The following is a 22,717-nucleotide window of genomic DNA, read 5'->3' on the forward strand; positions in this document are numbered from 1 at the left end:
GGGAGGGTGGGGTGAAGGTGTTGGGTGGCGGGATGTTGAAGGCGACGAAATCGCCGCCGCCGGTCAGTGCCGGGCAATTGAACAGCAGGCTGCAATAGCCGCATTTTTCCCACAGCACGTGATGCGAAGATTGCGGCGGGCAATGCTCGGCCGCAGGCTGGGCTGCATGGCCGCTGTGATCCATGCCGGGCATGTCCATCGACATGTCCATGCTCATTGGTATCGACGTCGAGGCGTGTTGATCCATCGGCATCGACTGAGAAATCAGTGGACCGATGAAGATCATCAGCATGGCGAACAGGGCGATCCAGCTGCCACGCGTCAGCGCTTGAGTCTGACGGTGATGCGGGACGGGCCTGACGCGCAACGAGCGCATGGGCGAAGTCAGCCGGGTCGGTTACTGAGCGTGCACGTGGCCCTGAGCGGATTCCGGCGCTTTCTTCTGCACGGCAACTTCAACGCTGACGTCACCGGCCTTTTCGAAATGCAGGGTCATCGGGAAACGCTTGCCGTCGCTGAGCAGGCTGCGATCGCTCGGGTTGAGCAGCATCACGTGGTAAGCCATCGGCGCGAAGGTCACGGTGCCGCCGGCGGGGATTTCCACGCTCGGCACTTGCTGCATCTTCATCAGATCGCCCTGCATCACGTGCTCGTGCAACTGCGCTTGTGCAGCGATGGGCGAGTCGACGCTGAGCAGGCGATCGGCGCTTTTGCCGGTGTTGTGGATGATGAAGTAGGCGGCGACGGTCGGCGCATTCGGCGGCAGTTCCTGCGACCACGGGTGGGCGATTTCCAGCGCACCTGCCTTGTATTCATGGGCATGAGCGAAGCACGCCGGCAACAACAGCGCAGCGAGGACGAAGAGTTTCTTCAACATGGCAGTTCTCCAGAACGATTTGAAACGCGGATTTGTGGCGCGAACAAATCAGACCAGAGGGGAAGCACGGGGATTGAGACTCGGCCATTGCTGGCGCGGCGTCGGGGCTTGCAGGGAGACGGGCGCAACGCTGCGGTTGCTTTCAAATTGCGCGAAATACAGCTGCGGCGAATGCCCCGGCAGCGCCAGCAATGGCGCCCCACCTGAGCAACACCAGCAGTGCTGCATGTTCGAATGGCTGTCGTTCTGCGGAGCCTTCTGATCCGTGGCACCGATGTCGATCGCCACCATCTTCATGCCGCTGCCGGTGCAGAAACTGCTCCAGAGTATCTGCTCGGCCGGTGAACTGGCCGCCTGCGCCATCGCCCCGCTCAGCGGCATGGCGAGCATGTTGAACAGCACTGCAAGGCAGGCGATCCAGGCAAATGCTAACCGGCGTCGGTTCATGGGACAGGTCCGTTGGGTGGGCGATCAGGCGCGGCCCATTTAGCCTGATCAGGGCCGATAAGTAAAAAAGCGTCGTGCGGTTTGGTGTCGCAGTGAGCTGTTAAAGGAGTGTAGCTACTTGAATTTGCAGTGCCAGACCTGACGCCTTCGCGGGCAAGCCCGCTCCCACAAATTTTGTGAGTGTGCACAGATATCAGCAACATCCACGGTTCCTGTGGGAGCGAGCCTGCTCGCGAAAGCGCTGTGTCAGACAATGGAAGACTACTGGTGCTGACGTCTTCGCAAGCAGGCTCGCTCCCACAAAGGGCCGTGCCGATTCAGTGGGAAAGGGCAGCGAGGACTTCAGCGACTGATTCAAACTCCTGATCAACCCCCGGCAACCCCGGGCGCTTCAACACCAGCACCGGCACGCCGCGCTCGCGCGCCACTTCGAGCTTCGGCTCGGTGGCGGTGCTGCCGCTGTTCTTGCTGATCAATACATCGATCTGTCGGCGCTCGAACAGCGCTCGCTCGTCTTCCAGCAGAAACGGCCCACGGGCGCCGATCACTTCGCAGCGCGCGTTGCCGGGATAGACGTCGAGGGCGCGCAGGGTCCAGAACTGGTGGGCGGGGATTTCGTCGAGGTGTTGCAGCGGTTCACGGCCGAGGGTGAACAGCGGGCGGTGGAACGGTTGCAGCGCTGTGATCAGTTCGGCCCAGTCACTGACCTCGCGCCAGTCATCGCCTGCTTGCGGCTGCCAGGCGGGGCGGCGCAAGGCCCAGCAGGGAATGCCGGCAAGCTGTGCCGCGCGGGCGGCGTTGGCGCTGATTTGTGCAGCGTACGGGTGCGTGGCGTCGAGCAGCAGATCGACACCTTCATCGGCGATGAACTGCGCCAGACCCTCAGCGCCGCCATAGCCGCCGACCCGAACCTGGCAGCGCAAATCGCTCGGCACCCGGCCAACGCCGGCGAGGCTGTAAATATGTTGCGGCCCCAACGTGCGGGCAATCGCCAGCGCTTCAGTCACGCCGCCGAGCAACAAGATCCGCTTCATACAAAACCTCCGGCATGCCCGACAATCCCGCCCTGACGATCAATGGCAAACACCTCGACCTGGATCTGCGCCGGCACTACGCTGCGAGCGAAATTCAGCGCATGGCGACAAACCTCATCCCCCAAAGCAATGCCCGCCGCACTCGCCATGGCCAAGGCTTGTTGGCTGGTATTGGCCTCGCGAATGCCTTGCTGCAACGCCGGGTCCGCGCCAATCGCCGCCGCCCATTCGGCCAGCTGCGGCAAATCGATGCTCGAATGCCGCGAATGCAGATCCATATGCCCGGCGGCGAGTTTGCTGATCTTGCCGAAGCCGCCGCACAGGCTGAGTTTATCCACAGGTACTTTGCGCAGATGCTTCAGCACCGCGCCGACAAAGTCACCCATCTCGATCAGGGCAATTTCCGGCAGGTCGTAGACCCGGCGCATGGTGTCTTCGCTGGCGTTGCCGGTGCACGCGGCGATGTGCAGATAGCCGTTGGTTTTCGCTACGTCGATGCCCTGATGGATCGAGGCGATGTAAGCGGCGCAGGAAAACGGTCGGACGATGCCGCTGGTACCGAGGATCGACAGGCCGCCAAGAATGCCCAGCCGTGGATTCATGGTTTTCAGCGCCAGTTCTGCGCCGCCCTCGACATTGACCGTGACCTCGAAGCCGCCACCGTAGCCGGTTTCGGCGGCGAGCAAGGCCAGGTGATCGCTGATCATCTTGCGCGGCACCGGATTGATCGCCGGTTCGCCGACGGCCAATACCAGACCCGGTCGGGTCACCGTGCCGACGCCGACACCGGCGTTGAAGCGATTTCCCGGTTCGGCGCACAGTCGCACCTGAGAATAGAGCAGGGCGCCGTGAGTGACGTCAGGGTCATCGCCGGCATCCTTGATCGTACCGGCCTCGGCGCCGCCCGCGCTCAGGCGGCAGAACTCCAGGCGCATCTGCACCTGTTTGCCCTTGGGCAGCGTGATGTGCACCGCGTCGGCAGCGATGCCGGTGAGCAACAGGCGCGCGGCGGCGAGGCTGGTGGCGGTGGCGCAGCTGCCGGTGGTGAGGCCGCTGCGCAGGGGCGCGGGTTGTTCGGCGGTTTCGTCACGCATCGAGGGGTTTGACCAGTTCCAGCAGGGTGATCGGCAACGCCTGACGCCAAGTGTCGAACTCGCCGAGCGGCTGCGCCTGGGCGACATGGATGCGCGTCAGCTCACCGCCGTATTGTTCGCGCCAGTGCATCAGGGTGACTTCGCTTTGCAGGGTCACGGCGTTGGCCACCAATCGGCCGCCGGGCTTGAGCCGGTCCCAGCAGGTTTCGAAAACACCCTCGCGGGTGACGCCGCCGCCGATGAAAATCGCTTCCGGACGTTCAAGGCCATTGAGCGCTTGCGGCGCCTTGCCACGAATCAGTTGCAGGCCGGGTACGCCCAGCGCATCGCGGTTGTGTTCGATCAATTGCTGACGTCCTTCGTCGGCCTCGACCGCCATGGCACGACAGCTCGGGTGCGCGCGCATCCACTCGATGCCGATCGAGCCGCTGCCGGCGCCGACATCCCAGAGCAGTTCGCCGGGCTTCGGCGCCAGACGGGCGAGAGTGATGGCGCGCACGTCGCGCTTGGTCAACTGGCCGTGGTGACGGAACGCCGAATCGGGCAGACCGGCGAGGCGCGACAGGCCGGTAACACCGGGTTCGGCCAGACACTCGACAGCGATAACGTTGAGGTCGGCGACCGCCAGGTCGTCCCATTCGCTGGCGCGGCGTTCGATCCGCCGCTCGGCGTCGCCGCCCAGATGTTCCAGAACAGTCATGCGACTTGGGCCGAAACCACGCTCGCACAGCAATTGCGCAACGGCGGCCGGGCTGCTGCCGTCATTGCTCAGCAGCAACAGACGCACGCCGCTGAACAGATGCGCATTGAGCGCCGCCAGCGGACGCGCCACCAGCGACACAACCGTCACCTCTTGCAACGGCCAGCCCAGGCGCGCCGCGGCCAATGCGCAGGACGAAGGGGCGGGGATGATCGCCATCTCGGCGCTCGGCACATGACGCGCCAGACTGGCACCGACGCCGTAAAACATCGGATCACCGCTGGCCAGCACGCAGACCGGCTCGCCACGCGACTCGAGCACTGGCGCGAGGGAAAACGGGCTCGGCCACAATTGCCGCTCGCCGCCGATGCACGGCGGCAGCAGATCCAGCTGACGCTGGCCGCCGACGATCCGTGAAGCGCCCATCAGAGCACGCCGGGCGTTCTTGCCCAGGCCTTTGAAGCCGTCTTCACCAATACCCACAACGGTCAGCCAATCGCCCATTTCATACTCCAGATCCTGCGTCCAGCGAAGCGGGCGACATGATAACGCGACAATCGATAACTGGCTGCTGTCCTTTTTTCAGGAGCGCCGACATTGAATGTTTACATTGTTTTTTGTGATTTTTCGAGTTCTTCGCAAGTATTGAATCGGCGTTCCGCTGAAAGTACTTGTGACTATCTGGAAGGTACTTTTTAGTAAGTTGAATAATCGAATGGATAATTGAAATGAGCAATGTTTTGAACAGTATCTCGGCACTGCCCAACCAAGGCAGTGCGACAGTGATGGGGAATAATCTGTTGTCCTTCTTTTCCGGGTTGACGCCGGAAGACAAACGATTCGTCAAAGACAGTATGCGCTGGGCAGAATACAGAGCCGATTTGCGTCATAACAGAAACAGTGAGCCAGCTGCTTGGTTCGAATATTATTCTGGGGTGCTTTGGTCTGTCGGCTGGAGCCTGGAGCAGGCTCCGGTAATCCATGTTGACAAGAACTTTACCGGCAATGCGCTGGACGTCTGGGCGCGATCCTTGTCGCAACAACTAAGTCGGGAAAAAGTCGGGCTAATGAAGGAAGCGTTCCATATGCTTGAGACACATTCGGACGCCATAGACGTATTTAGAGGCAGCGCTCGGGAGTGGAGCGATTTTCGTTTTTCTCCTGCTCAATACAATTTCAATAGGGAGTTGGAGATTGTCGTCAGTAATGTTCGCTTGCTTGATGCGAAGTGGTCCTCTACCTATTTGTTCTGGACTATTCAACATACGGGTTCGGAGCTTGATATCCGCTCCAGGCGCTTTTTGATCAGGTCTGCCGCGATAAATGAAAATCGGCTTCAGTTGGCTGCTGCAGTGCTTGATATGCGCGCGCGTGAAATTGAGTTGGCTCGGGGCGCTTGATGTTAGTTGTACAGCTTTGTTTGATGGTTTGTATGACGGTCTGAAATTAAATGCATGGATTTTCGATTTGATTAACTCCGGTGCTGTGGTTAGTTTGTTTTCCACACCAAGTCGGTGTTTTAACCATGAAAGGAATCCATTTATGACTGAGCTGAATAAAGATGTAATGTCCGCTGTTGAGCGGTTTAGTTTGATTGCACAAACCAATGACTTTATCGCTGCGCAGCCAGTGCTGCGTTCTCGTTCGGCAAGTGTTGGCAGTAGCTTGCCGATTGATAAAGATGAACTGAATGCTGCAATCATGGGCTCGGGTATTGCAGGCTTTGATGCAAGCATGTCCAAGCGCAGCAAGCGAATCGTTAAAAACACCTACATGTATGCCGATCTGGTTGCCTTGCTCAAATATCCGGCGTCCAACCAGAAAGAACAGCGCTATAACGAGTTTATGCGATTGATGAAACTGGCTGGCTGGTTTGCTTTCAGCCAGCCTTATAATCGATATACCGCTACTTCGCAAAAGCTGACCATGGACAATGTTGTCCTGTCTGTTCTGCATACCGCTGTTGGTGCTGCGGTAGGGCAGGGCCAGGCAGCCCTTAAAGTATTGTCCTCTGTGGCAGATGCGACCATGGATGCACTGAAAAATGAACCACAGGCCCTGACGCTGTTCGAGAACAACTCGAAGAAAGCCGAAGGTGGCAACTTTTGCATGAGTGCGGCTTCGCAGGATGATGAAGGTGGTATCACCCTGGCAATCGCTGCTGTGCAATATCTGGCTTCGGCTCAACCTACCAAAGTACTGTTTGTAGAATGGGCAACATCTGCTGTGGAGATTTATAACGCCGGCGCCACGATGTATATGGATGAGGAAGACTATGCAATGGTAGAACCATTGATTGTCAAGGCTCTGACTGAGCAACGTGAGAAAGCGCTCAGCTACGAGTTTGGCCAATCGGTCTGAAAGTGATTAATGCCAGAGGCGCAAGCCTCTGGTTTTTTTGTGGGAGATGCAAATGTTCGCGATTTCAAAGGTTTTCGTATGCGCAGGGGCATTAGTGCTGGTGAGTAAAGAGCTGTCGGCATCTGACATTGATGACAGTCTCGATGCGCTGCTTTATTCACAAACGGTCGCCTCGCATAAAGTTCCCGATGCTGTTGAATGCGATGCATGGAATGACGCCAATAAAACGGCTTTGAAAATCACCGGTGCTTTGTTTTTCGACGATCCGGTTATTAGCGCGCCGGTCACTACGCCCGATACTTTTACTCTGCTGGAGTTGACTCAAGAACTCTTGCAAGGATGGGCGCCGGCAGTTTTGAACCAACAGGTAATTGCCAATCTGACCTCGCAACTGGAGAGCAACGGTGCGGCCCTTGAGTTGCTTCAGCGAAATATTCTGCAAGAGGGCAAGTCGATTCGCTTCATGCTTGGCAGCGTATCTGCGGAATCGACGCTTACGATGGTCGTCATTTCGTTTGCCGTCAAAGAGCCTGTTCCGGGCAATGTGCTTGAGCGACGCTTCAATGCTGAGCAGATATTGGGCAACCTTGCTGTTGATTGCTACAAGGCTCTTATAGATGCCGATGATTACTGTTTCTCGAGAGCCAGGATTATTGCGTTATTGGGTGAGCGGCGCGAAAAGCAGATTATCGCCCTGACCTGAGAGCGCGGCAGAGGCAACAATTGAAGCCTGCCTGCCCCACCGGTCGAGACAGAGGGCAGACTTTTCATACCGGTGGGCAAAGCAGGCATAATACCGCGCCTTCGCCCGCGAAGCGCTTCTGCCACACAACTGGTCAGCCCCTTGAACGAACGCCCGATGTCCACTGCCTTACGCCCCTCGGCCTGCCCGGGGTTGCTGCGTATCGTCCAGGCACTGGACGGCGGTATCTGCCGGATCAAGCTTGATGGCGGTTCGATCAGCGCGGATCAGGCCGATGCGGTGGCCGCTGCCGCCGAAGCGTTTGCGAGCGGTGCGATCGAAGCGACCAATCGCGGCAATCTGCAGATTCGCGGCATCGGTGCGCAATCGGCAGCGCTGATCGAGCGCTTGCTGGCCGCTGGCCTCGGGCCAAAGAACGCTGCCGGCGACGATGTGCGCAATCTGATGCTCAGCCCGGCCGCCGGCATCGATCGGCAGATGCTGATCGACACGCGCTCGCTCGCAGGGCAAATCCTCGACACCTTGCAAAGCCATCCGCGCTTCCATGAGTTGAGCGCCAAGTTCGCCGTGCAGCTCGATGGCGGCGAAGCGCTGGCAATGCTTGAGCATCCGCATGATCTGTGGCTGTCGGCGTTCGAGCGTGACGGCGATATCCTCTGGGCATTCGGTCTGGCCGGTTGCCCGATCGATCGGCCTCTCGGCGCTGTGACCCAGGACAACGCTCACGCGCTGGTGGTCGCCGTGCTGGAACTGTTCCTCGACCTGGCCCGGCCAGAGCAAACACGGATGCGCCATCTGCTCGACGAGTTGCCCAGGCTCGCGTTTCTGGAATCGTTGCGCGAGCGCGTATCGCTCAAAGCGATCAGCAACTGGCAGCGCCCGACGTCGGCAGACGCACTGCACATCGGCGCTCATCAGCAGAACACGCAAGGTCGCTGCTACGTCGGCGCGGAGCCGCCACTGGGCCGACTCGATCCGGCGATGCTGCGTGGCGCGGCGCAACTGGCCCGACAGTCTGGCGATGGCAGTCTGCGCTTCACGCCGTGGCAGAGCCTGCTGCTGCCGAACGTGAAAGCCACGGATACCGACAACGTGCTTGAGCAGTTGCGGGCGTTGGGCCTGCTGACGACCGACGCCGAACCGCTGACAAGGCTGATCGCCTGCACCGGCGCCGATGGCTGCGGCAAAGGCCTTGCCGACACCAAACAGGATGCCCGGCAACTGGCACCTTTGCTGCCCGCAGGGCTCAGCGTGCACCTGTCGGGCTGCTCGCGCTCCTGCGCCGCCGCCCATTGCGCGCCAGCCACGCTGCTGGCCGTCGCCCCCGGTCATTACGACCTCTATTTTCGCGATGCAGCACAGCCCGGATTCGGCACGCTGCACGCCTGCAACCTTACTATTGAAGCGGTCGCGACCCTGCTCGACGCCCGCTCCCGGAGCCCCCTTGATGCTTGATTACATCCGCGACGGTCAGGAGATCTATCGCAACTCCTTCGCGATCATTCGCCGCGAGGCCAATCTGGCGCGCATTCCCGCCGATCTGGAGAAACTCGCGGTGCGGGTGATCCACGCCTGCGGCATGGTCGAGGCCGTCGACGGTCTGCAATTTTCCGAGGGCGCGGGCAAGGCCGGGCGCGATGCTCTGGCGGCCGGTGCGCCGATTCTCTGCGACGCACGGATGGTCTCCGAAGGCGTGACCCGCGCGCGTCTGCCGGCCAATAACCAAGTGATCTGCACTTTGCGCGACGACAGCGTGCCTGAGCTTGCCCGTGAGCTGGGCAACACCCGCTCGGCCGCCGCGCTGGAACTGTGGCGCCCGCACCTCGAAGGCAGTGTGGTGGTGATCGGCAACGCACCGACCGCGCTGTTCTACTTGCTGGAAATGCTCGACGCCGGCGCGCCAAAACCGGCACTGATCCTTGGCTTCCCGGTCGGCTTCGTCGGTGCTGCCGAGTCGAAAGCGGCACTGGCCGCCGACAGTCGCGGCGTGCCGTTCGTGATCATGCAAGGCCGGCTGGGCGGCAGCGCCATGGCCGCCGCCGCCGTCAATGCCCTCGCCACGGAGATCGAATGATGCAGGCCAAAGGACGTCTGATCGGCCTCGGTGTCGGCCCCGGTGACCCGGAACTGATCACTGTCAAAGCCTTGCGCCTGCTGCGCGAATCGCCAGTGGTCGCGTATTTCGTGGCCAAGGGCAAGAAGGGCAATGCGTTCGGCATCATCGAGGCGCATCTGGTCGAGGCGCAGAATCTGCTGCCGCTGGTCTATCCGGTGACCACCGAGGCGTTGCCGGCGCCGCTGTCCTATGAACAGGTCATCAGCGATTTCTACGACGAAGCCGCTGTGGCGGTCGCCGAACATCTGGATGCCGGCCGCGATGTGGCGGTGATCTGCGAAGGCGACCCGTTCTTCTACGGCTCCTACATGTACCTGCATGACCGCCTCGCCAGCCGTTATGAGGCCGAAGTCGTGCCCGGCGTGTGCTCGATGCTCGGCGGCGCTTCGGTGCTCGGCGCGCCGCTGGTGTATCGCAATCAGAGCCTGTCGGTGCTTTCCGGCGTGCTGCCCCAGGAAGAATTGAAGCGGCGTCTGGCCGATGCCGATGCGGCGGTGATCATGAAACTGGGACGCAACTTTCCCAAGGTGCGTCAGGTGCTGGAAGAACTCGGTCTCGCCGAGCGCGCGCTGTATGTCGAGCGCGCGACCATGGCCAATCAGAAGATCGTGCCGATGGATCAGGTCGAGCCGATGTCCTCGCCGTACTTCTCGCTGATCATCGTCCCGGGCGAACGGTGGCAAGGTTGATGAGCCAAGCGACTCCCGCCATCGTCATCCTCGGCCAGGGCAGCCTCGCCACGGCGCGGCGCATTCAACAGGTCTATCCGGCGGCGCAAATCCATGGCCTTACCGGACGGGTTGAAGGCGCCGACAGCCGCTATGAGGAATTCGGCGCGACCCTGCGCGCGTTGTATCAACAGGACACACCGATCATTGCCCTGTGCGCGGCCGGTATTGTCATTCGCACGCTGGCGCCGCTGTTGCTGGAGAAAGGCGCCGAACCGGCGGTGCTGGCGGTGGCCGAAGACGGCAGCGCGGTGGTGCCGTTGCTCGGTGGCCTCGGCGGGGTCAATGTCATGGCCCGGGAGATTGCGGCGGCGCTGCAAGTGGCGCCGGCGATCACCACCAGCGGCGAATTGCGCTTTGGCACCTGCCTGCTCAATCCGCCAAGCGGCTACGCACTGGCTGATCTGGAATCGGGCAAACGCTTCGTTTCCGATCTGCTCGCCGGGCACAGCGTGCGCATCGAAGGCGCGGCGCCGTGGCTGGATCAGGCGCAGTTGCCGCAGGATCCGCAGGCGCAGCGGTCGATTCATGTGAGCAGTGCGCAGCGGGTGGCCAGTGCCGATGAATTGCTGATTTACCCGCGCAGTGTGGCGGTGGCAGTGAGCGCTGACGTGGCGGATCTGCCGAACGCCATTCGCGCTGCGTTGCAACAGGCCAGCGTCGCCGTGCCAGCACTGGCGTGTCTGGTGGCAGCGGACGCTGAAATGGCCGCATCGAATCTGCGCGAGGCTGCGCTCGAGTTGGGCGTGCCGCTGCGCTTCGTCGCAGCGCAAAACGATCTTCAGGCGTTGGCCCGGGTTGCAGTGCCTGCGGCGAAGGTGATCAGCGCAGAACATCTGGCGATCGCGATTGCCGAGCAACCGCTGGACGTCGCGCAGATCGGCCGCCCGCGTGGTCGCCTCGCGGTCATTGGCCTTGGCCCCGGCGCCGCCGAACTGATGGTGCCCGCGGTGAAAGCCGAACTGGCCCGCGCCACCGATGTGCTTGGCTATGAAACCTACGTGCGCATGGCCGGCCCGTTCCGCGATGATCAGGTGCAGCACTGCACCGACAATCGCGAAGAAATGCAGCGTGCCCGCCATGCCTTCAGGCTCGCCGCCGAAGGCCGCTCGGTGATCGTGGTTTCCTCGGGCGACCCGGGCGTATTCGCCATGGCCGCTGCGGTGCTCGAAGCCCTGCACGAATCGGACGATCCGGCGTGGCACAGCGTTGATCTGGAAATCCTCCCGGGCGTTTCCGCCTCGCTGGCCACTGCGGCTCAGGCCGGTGCGCCGCTGGGCCACGACTTCTGCGTGATGTCGCTGTCGGACAACCTCAAGCCGTGGGCGATCATCGAGAAACGTCTGGATCTGGCCGCCGAAGCGGATCTGGCCCTGGCGTTCTACAACCCGATTTCCCGGGCGCGCCCGTGGCAGTTGGGCCGGGCGCTGGAGATTGTTGCGCAGCACCGCTTGCCTGAAACACCGGTGGTCCTTGGTCGGGACATCGGCCGGCCGGGGCAGACGCTGCGCACCACGACCCTGGGTGCATTGACACCGGAACAGGTGGACATGCGCACCATGGTGTTGATCGGCTCTTCGACCACCTGCACCTTCGCCCGTGCCGGGGGCGGTGAATGGGTGTACACGCCGCGTTGGTATGGTGAAAAACCGCTGTCCTGAAAAAACCTCCGCTCATGCAATTCTCTGCGACGGGAAAGTTTGAGCGGTTGTAAGTCCGATTGAAGTTTCAATTGTTTTCCACCAGCAATAAACAATGGTCATGTCCCACAGGGCAGGGCCATTTTTTATGCCCGACGGTCGCGCCGCTCCGCTAATTATTTCGCTGCCGTTACAGCGTACTGCTCCGGTGTTATCAGATATTGCCGGGGACAAGCTTTGTATTCCTTGTTGTTTGTGTGGCGCGTATTCGCCCACTAGGGTGCTGTGTTCACAGCACTTGTCGAGTGTCGTTCAAATCAATCTACCGCTCTGCAGCGGCGCGAAAGTGTGCGCGGTCAATGAGCCATTTAATAAACAAGGAGTGTGTAATGGCTTTGAAAAACGATTATTCGTTCGGGCGAGCGTTCGTATCTGCGCAAGAGTATTCGGTGATCTCCAGGGCGTTACGGGAGTTCTCTGCCTCGGCGCAGTACCAAGCGCTGAACGACTGTTACCAGCAAGCCAGTCAAACGACCGATCCGGTGTCGTTGTTGACCCTGGCGAGCCTGTTTCAAGAGCAACTTGCAGCGCTGCTCAAACGCAAGAAAACCCCTGTCCCGGTGGCTGTCGATGACATTGCGCGCGGGCTGCAACGTTATCTGTCACGGCTTTCGACGACCGTGGAAATGTTGTCGGGGCTGATCCGGCCGGTTCCGAAGGTCATCCATTTCGTTTGGGTTGGCGGCAGCGAAGTCGGTGTCAATCAGCGCGATTACATGAATATCTGGCGCCAGGTGATGGCGGCGGAGGGTTACCGCTTCAACCTTTGGTACGACAGCGATGCGTTGCTGGCTTTCGAAATGAACCGGGTCATTCTCGACAGTGCCAGGGCTGATGCGATGGCGTCCGGTGGCGCTGCACTCAAGCATGCCGGGCAACTGGCGACGATGATTGAAGACCGCGCACGGGTGTTGAAACAGCAGATGTTCGACTACCTCAGCCAGCCGAAGTGGAAGGGGCGAGCCGATCAAGCGCGCATCGACCTGATGGTGCGTGCTTATGGCAAGGACCGCGCGACGCTGCAGGCTTTTCGTCAGCGCTGCCTCGACAGCCATCTGGCGATGGTTGGCGCGGATCTGCAATTACGCGATGTATCTCACGCCTTTGCCGATGACTTGCTGGCGGACGTTTACCGCCGCGAAGTTTCGATGCGCGGTAACTTTGCCGCAGCGAGCGATGTGGTGCGCTTGCAGGCAGAACTTCGTGAAGGCGGGCGTTATACCGACATGGATTATCTGCCGCCACTGCTCGATAAGTTGGGCGGTGTCGATATCAGCGATTACAGCCAGACGCAAAAGATCGGTGTTCTGCAACTTCTGTTGAACAACAACCCGCAGTTGATGCCTGGACGCGATCCGCAGCATTACCCCGACAGAACCGACAGTCTCCCAGAACAACATAAACAACTTCTCGAGGATTATGCTCGCAGCAAACCCGACGTGCTTGAACTGTTCGTGCCGCCACAAACCGTGGAGGCCGGCGAGAACGGCTTTCGCATGGGGCTGCAAATCGGCGAAGAAATGAATGCACATTTCATCGCCCAGCCGGGCAGCGGCATGACGATGTCGATCATGCAAGTGATTCGGCTTAATTACGACGTGCTTACTGAAGTTGAAAGACGCATGGCCAACTCGGGATCCGGGTGGGCCGACAGTGAAACCCTGACCACGGTCGCGGCGGCAGTCATCGAAGAGATGTTGGTCAGGTCGAACTTCACCAACTGGAATGAAGCTTATGCCTACCAATTGCTCAAAGCGGTTGTCAGCTATTACCAGGACGGCATTCGTAATGACGCGGGGGGTACGGTAGCGCTCACCGGCCCGGGCGCGGCCCTCGCCGGATTGCATGAATACATCGAAGCCAATTGCGATCCGTTTTTCACTCGTCAGGTGTTGGCGCAACAGCGTTTGCGCGAGGGCTACAACGTCAATACCGAAGAGGAAACCATTTCCGGCTGGATCGTCAGGGGCACGGAAAAAGACTGGCTGGAGATGGAACACGCCCGGTGGGCCGAGGGCAAGCTCAAATCCCGTTATGCCGGACGCTTGTCCGACCTGCTCAGTGATCGAAGCCTGACCTTCGAGCGCGGCTGGCCCGTTGTCGAAGGCAAATCGGTGCTGTTGACCGCGGTGCTGCAACGTTTGATGGATGATCTCGGCGAGCCGTTCATTCGAGCGATGCGCGACAAGTTGAGCGGGGAGGTTACCTTCGATCAAGCCGTGGTCATCGACTTCGACACCCGCCAACAGGTGCTCGCGCAAGGACCTGTCGCTGTGCCGACTTCCCGTGGTGCGGATTCCATCAGCCATCTCAACGAACTGTTCAGCCGCATCGCCCACGGTACGTTGCCGCTGGAGCAACTGAGCCCGTCGATGCGAGTCGTGCTCGGCGGCATTTTCGGTGCCACGAGCGTGGACGATGGCGGGTTCGCCGATACCTGGCAACAGGTGCGCGACCTGGCCATCGCCACCGACCGCGACGGCACTTTCGCGCGCTACGATGCGATTGAACAAGCCGTGCGCCAGCGCCGCTCGGCGGCGTTCGAGAACGGGCTGGAACGCGACCTGCCGACGGCCACATCGACGACCCGCGAACTCAAGGTGCAAGCCATGTCCGAGCCGCTGACGCTGCGCCAGTGGGGCGAGCGTATCGGCCAGATCAAGCGCAGCGCCCGGCAGGAGTTTCGCACGCAGATCTTGCAGCGCAGCGGCCAGGTGCGTGAGGTCTTTTTCAAGGCTGGCGCGGTGTCGGTCAAGCAGTTGCCGCAGGATCTGTTGCAGCACAACGCAGGCGAACCGGGGCGCCGCTGTTATCCGCTGGTGCTGCTGATGGGCGCCGCCGTTGCAACTGGCGAGCCGGCGGAGCGGGCGTTGGTCGGGCATGTCGCCAGCGCCAGCGCGAGTCCCGACGAACTTGGCTCGCGGGCGTTGCGCAGTGCGCTGGACGAACTGCGCGCCTTGCCCACCGGCGAGGTCGGCAGCGCTCGCGGCGTGCAGCGCATGGACAGCATCATCGCCGCGTTGGACGCCACTGCGGCACCTGCGGTGCTGCTGCTCGATACCGGCGACCACGCCCTGCTGCTGGCCAAAGTGCGAACCGGTGAGCACGCGGCCTATCGCTTCTACGACCCCAACTTTGCTATCTATGGGTTTGCCGATGGTGCGCAGTTGCAGCGTGGCGTAGAGCATTATCTGAGCGCAGACGATAACGCGCTGGCGAAGCTTTATGGTCTGGGCGAAGCGGCCAATGCGCCATTCAACGTGATCGAACTGGACACCTGGGCGATCGCCGAACGCAGGCTGTCATCGGATCTGCGCGTGGACAGTTTTCTGCACAACGTTGCACTGGCCGATCCGCAGGGAGCGTCGATCTGGCACAAACAAGCGTTGGCCCGCACCCGATCTCTGGGCGAAAACGCTCGACTGGGCGCCAGTCTCGCGCAACTGGATGCACGCTACTGGGCCAGCGAGTTCGAGCAGGCGACCGAGCGCTTGCGCCGTGAGCACAAGGTGGCGGGTGATTACGTGCCGTTGCTCGATACCCTCGGCAACAAAGCCGACGGCGGCCACAGCATTACCCTGATCGATCCGCGCAATGCGCAACCCCCCCTGACGGTGATCACCCGCGATTCGCGCTTTCAGAAAATCAGGCAATACGTCGAACGACTCGTGCAGGGCGGTGCGGCCAGGCCCGGGCAGACGGCTGACCACGACGGTGGCAGCCGGCTGAGTTTTGCCTTTGCGATCCAGACGCTGATCAGTGAAATGCGCCAGCGCGATTACCGCGCTGGCGATACCGTGCCGGCGCTGACCGTTGCTCTGCAGATCCAGGTGTACGTCAGTTATGCACAGCTGGGCTTTGGTGTCGCCAGCGATGCTGTGCAGATCGTCCAACTGGTGCGTCAGGCAGCAGCGGCCGAGCGGGCGTTGCAGCAGGGCTCATTCGCCGCACGCCTGGCAGGACACGCCGCCACGGGCGTTGGTGTGGCATTTTCCGTGGCCAATATCGGCTTCGACATCTACAACCTGACGCAGGCAGAGAATCATGAGCAGCGAGCGCGGTTCTCCACGTCCCTGGCGTTCAACACGGCGGCGCTGGGTCTGGATCTTGTCGCCCTGGCAGCGGGCGGAACGGTGGGCGCGTTCGCCGCAGCGCTGGCCGTGCCGCTACTGGGCGTGGGTATCGGGGTGACCGCCATTGCCAGCAATCTCGGGCAGATCATGGACAAGGCTGCGGCCATCGGCGAGCACCTCTCGCAGATTCACGACGCTTATCAGCAATCTTACGAACGCGCTGGTGCGGTCTTGCAGTTCCCCGCTCTGGCCGTGATAACCGAGGTGGATCTGCACAGCAGAAGGGTGGCGTTCGAGGGGCAGAAGTTTTACCCCTGGAAAGGCAGTGCGCTGGAGCTGCCGCAGTACGACGATGATCCAGCCAGGCGACATGCCGCGATCAACATCCCCAGAGCCTTTCAACGGCCTGCTGTCGGCAGCGTCTGGGGGACCTTGCCCGAGGCGCTGGTGCTGCCCTGTTCACCCGTCTGTTACTACGGCTACGAATATCAGCTCGGCAGCGCCGGGGCCGTGCCTTTTTCCACGACCCGCTATCCGCGGTTGCATGACCGTCTGGCACATCAGCTGGAATATGACGCGCTCGGTAACCGGGTGTTTTACCTGTTCAGCACGCCGTTTGCGCCACACATCCTTTACAAGCTGCATCCGGTCTTCATGGCCACGACGATCAAGGTGCAGTTGAGCGCTGAGGTCAGCCAACTGGTGGTTCCGGACCTGCCACCAGAGTGGCGCGAGAAGATTGCCTACCGGATCACCGCGCCGCAGGGGCAATACCGGATTCGATTGGCGCCAGGCCTGCTGGCGGTGAATTTCGAACAAGCGCAGGGCTGGGAACGGGTGACATGGACGGTGCAAGCGTCCTGGGCCCGGGTGGAACAGGTCAGCTTTCGGGAAAAGCCACGGGACAGCATCGACAGCGCACCTGACATGCTGGTCGATGGCGTGATGTTGAATCGTTTCGACGGTGTCATCGAGCTGGCCGAGGGGCTGTTCCGGATCGACTGGACAGGCCTCAGCCTGCATCTGATCGGTGTTGTTCTCGACTACGAAAACGAAGCTGCGGATCAGCTGCGCAGCGCCGACATGACAGCCAGCGGCATCCCGGCGCCGGTTCTGCGCTATCTGCGCGCTCAGGTCACCAGCGGGCAATTGACCGCAGCGTATTTGCCGTTGCGTAACTTCAGAGTGCCGTTCAATTCGCCGGGCCAACCAGTGGTGACCACCGGCTATTACGACACTGCGCGGGACCGGGTGCTGTTCGCACGTAACCTGCCGCAGGAGGTCAACGAGGGCGTGGTTCTGGCAGGCGTCAGCGCGGGCCATGCGTGGTTTTATCATCCCGATCATCCATCGCTGTGGCGGGTCGATGTGCTGACCGGCACCGTCCAGCATCGCTACCGTCTGAAAAATCCGCGTATGGGATCGACGATCATTGGCTGCCAACAACAAGCCGATGGTGCGCTGCGGATTGTGCAGAAGCTGACGGCAGAAGCGTTGCATGGCACCACCACCATCGAGTATCGGATCACCGGTCGGGATGTGGAGCTGACGGCTTGCAAGATCACTTTCGCGGCAGAGGATTATCGGTTCGAACCGCGCGAAGCGCTTCGACAAATCGATGCCCCGTTCAGGCGCGAATCGCCAGACACGCCCGCCAGCAGCAGCGGCTGGTCTTATGCTCCGCTCATTGTCGTGGAAGGCTATGCCGGGTTGCAGCTGCGCGACCGGGCCTGGCTGAACAAGGCGACGGGCAAGTGCATTCAGGCCGGGCAGGACCGGTCCTGGCCCGAGGACTTGTTGATGCTGGTGCCGTCCAGCTCGGAAAACAACGCGGTGCTGTTCTATAGCCCGCAGGAGCGGACGATCAGCCGCGGCATCGAACCCCGTGCCGGTCATTGGCAGAATGTGGTGATCGAACACGATGTGGTGGAGGTCACTCAGACCAATCAGCGTTTCATCGCCACCAAGGACGACGGCCGACTGTTCGAAATCGATATCGTCGACGTGCCGGCAGCGGCAGCGATCGACGACGCGATTGTGTTTCAGTACGGGGTACCTTCCCTTGCCCACAGAAGCGATGAGGCGTGGCTCGATCAGGCCGATAAACCGTCGATTCTCCGCTTCGCCGGTGTCGGGCCGCGTTGGCTGCAGCGACATCCCGATTGGTTGAGCGCATTGCCCCCGCTGGCCACGAAAGCGCCGTTGCTGCCGTTGCCGATCTTCGGTTTACGTGATGTGGCAGGTCAGGCGTTCCTGGCGGCATGGTGTGTCGATGGCAGAATCGCTGTGGCTGATATCGGTCAGGGCAAGGAGCTGGCGCTGCTCGGTCTGACCCCGGATCAAAGCGCTGTCTGGTTGCTTGAGGTCAGCGCCGGACAACTTTATCGCCAGCCGCTGATGGCGATCGAAGCACTGCGGGGAGTGTTTGCCGAGGACCATCGTTTGCTGAAACCGCAGGCGCTCGGCAGGCCTGAAAAGGTCTGGACGTCATGGATTTTTGCTCAGGTGCGGCGCCAGGGTGAAGGGCTGGTCGCGCAGACCCTCGACGGGGTGCATCTGCAATTGCTCGATAACCAGCCGGCAATGATCGTTGGCATGGAAAATCGCTGGTCTCATGTGCCGGGTCAGAGTGATGAACAGTTACGTGCGCGCCTGCGAGCATTGTTGCAAGGGCATGCCCACGCGCCTGTCATACAAGTGGCAAGTGCAACCGGACGCTACCTGTATTACCTGCCGCCACTTGACCGGTTGTTCGATCTGGCCGGGCGCAGCGACGGGCAGTGGTCGGCATTCCTCGGTACGCGCGGGTCGAAGCAGCCGATGCTGTTCGACCCGGGCGACCAGTTGATTTTCAGCGCCGGCCCGAACGACGGCGTCTGGCTGCCCGGCAGTTATGCCCAGCGCGACGCCGAAGTCCTGGCGCTCGAGGTGGGTGATGACATGACAGAGATCGAGCCATTGCTGCCCGAAGGCGTCGCCAGGCTGCTGCTGGCTTACGGTGCGCAGACCTCGGGTTATCGGCTGTCGCAAGCGTCCTTCCAGCGCCTGGACTGCATCGTGGTCGATGGGCGACAGGCTTCGGATGCTGAAACGGCAGAACCTTGCCTGCTGGATCTGGATCTGGACGAGTGCGGGCATTGGTGGATGTCGCGGGTCGATGACGATGTGGTGCTGACCGATCCGGACTCCGGACACAGTCTGATCGTGCGCAATTTCGACGGACAACGCCCACTGCTACTGATGCTGCCCATCGCCGGGCGGCCACATACCTTGACGCTGGCTCAAGGGCTGCAAGCCTTCGCCACTGCGCGCGGTGTCGAGGCAACGGTCAGCCTGACAGCGGTGATCGCAGCGCTGCGCTGAGGCCGCCATGCACAACAAAACGCCGCGAACGGTGACCGTACGCGGCGTTTGTTGTGGCGGTTGCACTGCGACAATGCTCAAGGCACCAGATAACCCTTCACACCGGTAAAGATGATTTGCGCTGCCAGCGCGCAAACGAACAATCCCATCAAGCGGCTGACAATCTGCAAGCCCTGATCGCCGAGAATCCGCTCGATGCGATTGGACAGGTACAGCACCACACCGACAGTGAAACTGGCGAGCGCAATACTCATGATTGCGGTGAGCTTGTCGTCCCAGTGCGGCTGGCTGACGCCCATCACCAGCAAGGCGCCGATCGTGCCGGGGCCGACCGTCAGCGGAATGGTCAGCGGCACGATGGTCACGTCCTGCTGCACATTGTCGGCCTGCACCGCCGGTTTGCCCTGGGCCATGCCCAGCGCCGAAATGAACAACACGCTGCCAGCACCGATGCGAAAGGCGTCCACGGTGATGCCGAAGACATCGAAAATCACCCGCCCGAACAAATACAGCAGAACACTGGAAATCAGTGTGGCGAGGGCGACCTTCCACGCCAGACGCCGCTGTTCCTTGCGCGAATAGCCACGGGTCAGGCTGATAAAGCAGGACAACACGAAGAACGGGCTGTAGAGCACCAGCATCTTCAGATAAACGCTGAACAACACATGGAGCATGATGCAAGCTCACTGGCGATGGAGTCGGGGGGAGTCTATCAGGCACCGGACAATCTGTCGGTTTACGACGGCTGGGTCGTGGCCCGGTTCTGCTGATCACGTTCGGCGACCCAATGCTCGATCAGTTCACGCAGTTGCGACAGCTCCACCGGTTTGGACATGTGCCCGTCCATGCCGGCCTGGCGGGCGCGTTCTTTGTGTTCGGCGAGAATGTGCGCGGTGAGGGCGACGATCGGTGTGCGGATGCGCTGATTGCTGACTTCCCAGGCGCGCAGTTGCTGCGTCGCGGAGAAGCCATCGAGGATCGGCATTTCGCAGTCCATCAGCACCAGGTCGTAACGTTGGGCCTTCATCGCTTGCAGCGCTTCTTCGCCATTGCTCGCGGTGTCCGGTTGCAGATTGAGCTTGCCGAGCATGCCACGGATCACTTTGGTCGAGATGGTGTTGTCTTCGGCGACGAGGATGCGGAAGTCGCTCGGCACTTTCGCAGCAGTGGCCGCCGTAACGACTTGCGGCTGGAACACCACTTGGCCCTTGTTGCGCTGATTGAGTTCGTCCGCCAGCGTGGTCTTGAGCGTATAACCGGCCACCGGTTTGGCCAGAATCCGTTTGATCCCCGAATTGCGCGCAATGATCTTGCTCGGCGCGTTGCTGATGCCGGTGAGCATGATCAGCAGAATGTCGTGGTTCAAGCTCGGGTCTTCCTTGATCTTCGCTGCCAGTTGCATGCCGGTCATGCCGGGCATGTTCTGGTCGAGCAGGACCACGTCGAAGTAATCGCGCAGGTGCGCCTTGGTGCGCAGCAGCGCCAGCGCTTCCTTGCCCGACGGCACGGCGCTGACATTCAGGCCCCAGGCGCTGCATTGCTGTACCAGCACTTTGCGACAGGTGTCGTTATCGTCGACTACCAGCACCCGTGCGCCTTGCAGTGGGCTGTCCAGATCGGACGTCGGATGTTCGAGGCGATCCGGGTCCAGCGGCAAGGTCAGCCACAAAGTGCTGCCCTGAGTGGCGCCGCTCTTGATGCCGAACTCGCCTTGCATCAGACGAATCAGTTGCCGCGCAATCACCAGGCCGAGATTGCCGCCCAGGCGATTGGCCGAGAGGAAGTGCTTGCTGTGCAATTCGGCGTGCAGCAGCGCCTCGCGCTCTTCCGGCTCCATTGGCACGCCGCTGTCCTGCACGGCAATGCGCAGGCGCGGTTTGCTGCTGCGCTCGTCAAGGGCGACGACGATCAGTACTTCGCCTTCTTCGGTTTTCTTCAGGGCGTTTTCCAGCAGGCTCAGCAAGGTCTGGCGCAGGCGCGTCGGATCGCCGCTGATCACCCGTGGCACTTGCGGCTGGATGAAACTGATCAGCTCGACGTTCTGTTGCTCGGCCTTGGCCCGGTAGATGCTCAGACAATCATCGATCAGCGCGTTGAGGTCGAACTGCACGTCATCGAGTTCGATCTGCCCGGATTCGAGCTTGGAGATGTCGAGGATCTCGTTGATCAGCGTCAGCAGTTCGTTGCCGGCGCTGTGGATGGTCTGCACGTAATCGCGTTGCTTGACCGACAGCGGCGTGCCCAGCAGCAGCTCGGTCATGCCCAGTACACCGTTCATCGGTGTGCGGATTTCGTGGCTGATCTTGGCGAGGAATTCGGCTTTGGCGTTGATTTCGGCGTTGCTTGCCGCGAGGTCGCGGCTGATGCTGAAACGGCTTTCGGTGATGCTGCGCTGTCGCTCGCCCAAGGCAATGCTCATCAGCAGGCCGCTGATGCAGATGAACACCATCAGCGTCATGATCAGGCCTTGCGGCGTGACCAGTGTCAGGCCGAGCAGCGCCGGCAGGATAACCAGGGTGCCGATGTTGAACACGACCATGGCGGCGACGAACAGACGCGCCGGGCGATAGCCTTTTTGCCAGTGATAGAAGCCCACCAGCAACATGCTCAGGCCGGCCAGTGCGACCAGGGCGTAGGTGATGATGTTCAGCGGCAAGGTGTTGACGAACAGCAGCAACAGGCTGCACGTGACGATCAACAGAATGTCGCCCCACAGCAGTTTGTTCAGCGCGTGCTGGCCCAGTGGCGCAAAGAAGCGCAGGGCGAACATCAAACCGGCTGGAGCCGTCAGCAGCAGTGCCAGATAAGCGCCCGGCGTCTGAATGGCTTGCCAGTTCGGCAGCCACGGACCGGCGAGGTTGAGCAACAGAAACAGACTCAGCCCCAGCAGGCCTTCACAGATCGCCAGCCACAGACTGCTGCGCGAGCGCGAGTAGGCGTAGCGCACCAGGTTGTGCAGCAGGAGCATGGCGAGGCAGCCGAACAGCAGGCCGAAAATCAGCGTCTGCTTCTGATCGGCGGCGCCTTCGATTGCCGCTTGCAGGGTGATGTGCGGGCGCAGCTGATGGTCGGAAACCATGCGTACGTAGACGTCCAGCGGTTTGTCGGCCTGGGGCAGCGGCAGCATGAAATCGCTGCTCGGCAATGGATGTTCGGCCTGGGGCCGTTCGTTGCCGGTATTGCGTTGCTCGATCAGCCGGTCGCCGTCGAGCACGTAGAGATTGAGTTGGGACAGGTCGGGGGCAAAGATGCGCAGCACTTGTTCGTGCTTGCCCGGCGCCAGTTTGAAGCGCAGCCACAGGGCGCCGTCGGGTTCGGCCGCGGTCAGGCGGTCAAGCTCGATGGGGCTGAATTGATTGGTGTAGCGAGCGGAGCGGATGTCGCTCAGTTGCAGGATGCCCTGATCGTCAAGCAATACCGACCAGCCACTGCCTTGCGCGGCCTGGGCCGGGAGCGTGCAGAGCAAGGTCATCAGCGTGACGGTGAAGCTTATGGCAATCCTGAGCCAGCGCACGGCGAAA

At 61.1% G+C, this 22,717-nt stretch carries 16 protein-coding genes; 8 read left to right on the forward strand and 8 right to left on the reverse strand.

Going from position 1 to position 22,717, the window contains the following annotated elements; translation table 11 throughout:
• From D8U60_RS19935 to cbiE, 6 genes are all read right to left on the reverse strand, one after another.
• Positions 1-376, reverse strand: a 376-nt coding sequence (locus D8U60_RS19935) for a DUF2946 domain-containing protein (RefSeq protein ID WP_130900743.1), incomplete at its 3' end; no start/stop codon positions are given.
• Between the two features lie 21 nt (positions 377-397).
• Positions 398-877, reverse strand: coding sequence for a copper chaperone PCu(A)C (locus tag D8U60_RS19940; RefSeq protein WP_073471757.1), 480 nt, complete (start codon positions 875-877; stop codon positions 398-400).
• Between the two features lie 48 nt (positions 878-925).
• A complete protein-coding gene (locus tag D8U60_RS19945) occupies positions 926-1,324 on the reverse strand; it encodes a DUF2946 domain-containing protein (RefSeq protein WP_073471760.1) in 399 nt (132 codons plus the stop codon).
• 317 nt (positions 1,325-1,641) lie between these two features.
• Entirely contained in the window at positions 1,642-2,358 is a 717-nt protein-coding gene (locus D8U60_RS19950) for a cobalt-precorrin-6A reductase (protein WP_130900744.1), read from the reverse strand.
• Positions 2,355-3,452 (reverse strand): cobalt-precorrin-5B (C(1))-methyltransferase, encoded by a 1,098-nt coding sequence (locus D8U60_RS19955; RefSeq protein ID WP_130900745.1) that lies wholly within the window; start codon positions 3,450-3,452, stop codon positions 2,355-2,357. The genes D8U60_RS19950 and D8U60_RS19955 overlap by 4 nt, the downstream gene beginning before the upstream one ends.
• Entirely contained in the window at positions 3,445-4,656 is a 1,212-nt protein-coding gene (gene cbiE, locus D8U60_RS19960; RefSeq protein ID WP_130900746.1) for a precorrin-6y C5,15-methyltransferase (decarboxylating) subunit CbiE, read from the reverse strand. Before cbiE ends, D8U60_RS19955 begins: the two co-directional genes overlap by 8 nt.
• Before the next feature lie 224 nt (positions 4,657-4,880).
• Between cbiE and D8U60_RS19965 the strand changes: the two genes are divergently transcribed.
• From D8U60_RS19965 to D8U60_RS20000, 8 genes are all read left to right on the forward strand, one after another.
• Positions 4,881-5,552 (forward strand): hypothetical protein, encoded by a 672-nt coding sequence (locus D8U60_RS19965; protein ID WP_130900747.1) that lies wholly within the window; start codon positions 4,881-4,883, stop codon positions 5,550-5,552.
• Positions 5,476-6,513, forward strand: coding sequence for a hypothetical protein (locus tag D8U60_RS19970; RefSeq protein ID WP_130900748.1), 1,038 nt, complete (start codon positions 5,476-5,478; stop codon positions 6,511-6,513). Before D8U60_RS19965 ends, D8U60_RS19970 begins: the two co-directional genes overlap by 77 nt.
• A 52-nt stretch (positions 6,514-6,565) precedes the next feature.
• Complete coding sequence (locus D8U60_RS19975; RefSeq protein WP_130900749.1) at positions 6,566-7,216, forward strand: hypothetical protein; 651 nt, start codon at positions 6,566-6,568, stop codon at positions 7,214-7,216.
• A gap of 156 nt (positions 7,217-7,372) precedes the next feature.
• Positions 7,373-8,671 carry a precorrin-3B synthase gene (gene cobG / locus D8U60_RS19980; RefSeq protein ID WP_130900750.1) on the forward strand — a complete coding sequence of 433 codons (1,299 nt, stop codon included), beginning with the start codon at positions 7,373-7,375 and terminating at the stop codon, positions 8,669-8,671.
• Positions 8,664-9,290, forward strand: a complete 627-nt coding sequence (locus tag D8U60_RS19985; protein WP_024011415.1) for a precorrin-8X methylmutase — start codon at positions 8,664-8,666, stop codon at positions 9,288-9,290. The genes cobG and D8U60_RS19985 overlap by 8 nt, the downstream gene beginning before the upstream one ends.
• The gene (locus D8U60_RS19990) at positions 9,290-10,021 is read left to right on the forward strand and encodes a precorrin-2 C(20)-methyltransferase (RefSeq protein WP_122693333.1); all 732 of its coding nucleotides are present in this window, start codon (positions 9,290-9,292) and stop codon (positions 10,019-10,021) included. Before D8U60_RS19985 ends, D8U60_RS19990 begins: the two co-directional genes overlap by 1 nt.
• Positions 10,021-11,721, forward strand: a complete 1,701-nt coding sequence (cobJ, locus tag D8U60_RS19995) for a precorrin-3B C(17)-methyltransferase (RefSeq protein WP_130900751.1) — start codon at positions 10,021-10,023, stop codon at positions 11,719-11,721. Before D8U60_RS19990 ends, cobJ begins: the two co-directional genes overlap by 1 nt.
• A gap of 368 nt (positions 11,722-12,089) precedes the next feature.
• A complete protein-coding gene (locus tag D8U60_RS20000) occupies positions 12,090-19,196 on the forward strand; it encodes a TcdA/TcdB pore-forming domain-containing protein (RefSeq protein WP_130900752.1) in 7,107 nt (2,368 codons plus the stop codon).
• A 77-nt stretch (positions 19,197-19,273) separates the two neighbouring features.
• On the opposite strand, the gene D8U60_RS20005 is transcribed toward D8U60_RS20000, so the two are convergent.
• The gene (locus tag D8U60_RS20005) at positions 19,274-19,870 is read right to left on the reverse strand and encodes a MarC family protein (protein WP_016771870.1); all 597 of its coding nucleotides are present in this window, start codon (positions 19,868-19,870) and stop codon (positions 19,274-19,276) included.
• Between the two features lie 62 nt (positions 19,871-19,932).
• Entirely contained in the window at positions 19,933-22,710 is a 2,778-nt protein-coding gene (locus D8U60_RS20010; protein WP_130900753.1) for a hybrid sensor histidine kinase/response regulator, read from the reverse strand.
• Between the last annotated feature and the right edge of the window lie 7 nt (positions 22,711-22,717).

It is taken from the genome of Pseudomonas sp. Sample_11, from assembly GCF_004307505.1.
GTDB lineage: Bacteria > Pseudomonadota > Gammaproteobacteria > Pseudomonadales > Pseudomonadaceae > Aquipseudomonas > Aquipseudomonas atacamensis.

Excerpts from the sequence above, each read along its gene's own strand:
- cbiE (WP_130900746.1), bottom strand. The coding sequence starts at position 4,656 with ATGGGCGATTGGCTGACCGTTGTGGGTATTGGTGAAGACGGCTTCAAA.
- D8U60_RS19940 (WP_073471757.1), bottom strand. The coding sequence starts at position 877 with ATGTTGAAGAAACTCTTCGTCCTCGCTGCGCTGTTGTTGCCGGCGTGC.
- D8U60_RS19955 (WP_130900745.1), bottom strand. The coding sequence starts at position 3,452 with ATGCGTGACGAAACCGCCGAACAACCCGCGCCCCTGCGCAGCGGCCTC.
- D8U60_RS20005 (WP_016771870.1), bottom strand. The coding sequence starts at position 19,870 with ATGCTCCATGTGTTGTTCAGCGTTTATCTGAAGATGCTGGTGCTCTAC.
- D8U60_RS19975 (WP_130900749.1), top strand. The coding sequence starts at position 6,566 with ATGTTCGCGATTTCAAAGGTTTTCGTATGCGCAGGGGCATTAGTGCTG.
- D8U60_RS20000 (WP_130900752.1), top strand. The coding sequence starts at position 12,090 with ATGGCTTTGAAAAACGATTATTCGTTCGGGCGAGCGTTCGTATCTGCG.
- D8U60_RS19985 (WP_024011415.1), top strand. The coding sequence starts at position 8,664 with ATGCTTGATTACATCCGCGACGGTCAGGAGATCTATCGCAACTCCTTC.
- cobJ (WP_130900751.1), top strand. The coding sequence starts at position 10,021 with ATGAGCCAAGCGACTCCCGCCATCGTCATCCTCGGCCAGGGCAGCCTC.
- cobG (WP_130900750.1), top strand. The coding sequence starts at position 7,373 with ATGTCCACTGCCTTACGCCCCTCGGCCTGCCCGGGGTTGCTGCGTATC.
- D8U60_RS19990 (WP_122693333.1), top strand. The coding sequence starts at position 9,290 with ATGCAGGCCAAAGGACGTCTGATCGGCCTCGGTGTCGGCCCCGGTGAC.
- D8U60_RS19950 (WP_130900744.1), bottom strand. The coding sequence starts at position 2,358 with ATGAAGCGGATCTTGTTGCTCGGCGGCGTGACTGAAGCGCTGGCGATT.
- D8U60_RS19945 (WP_073471760.1), bottom strand. The coding sequence starts at position 1,324 with ATGAACCGACGCCGGTTAGCATTTGCCTGGATCGCCTGCCTTGCAGTG.
- D8U60_RS19970 (WP_130900748.1), top strand. The coding sequence starts at position 5,476 with ATGAAAATCGGCTTCAGTTGGCTGCTGCAGTGCTTGATATGCGCGCGC.
- D8U60_RS19965 (WP_130900747.1), top strand. The coding sequence starts at position 4,881 with ATGAGCAATGTTTTGAACAGTATCTCGGCACTGCCCAACCAAGGCAGT.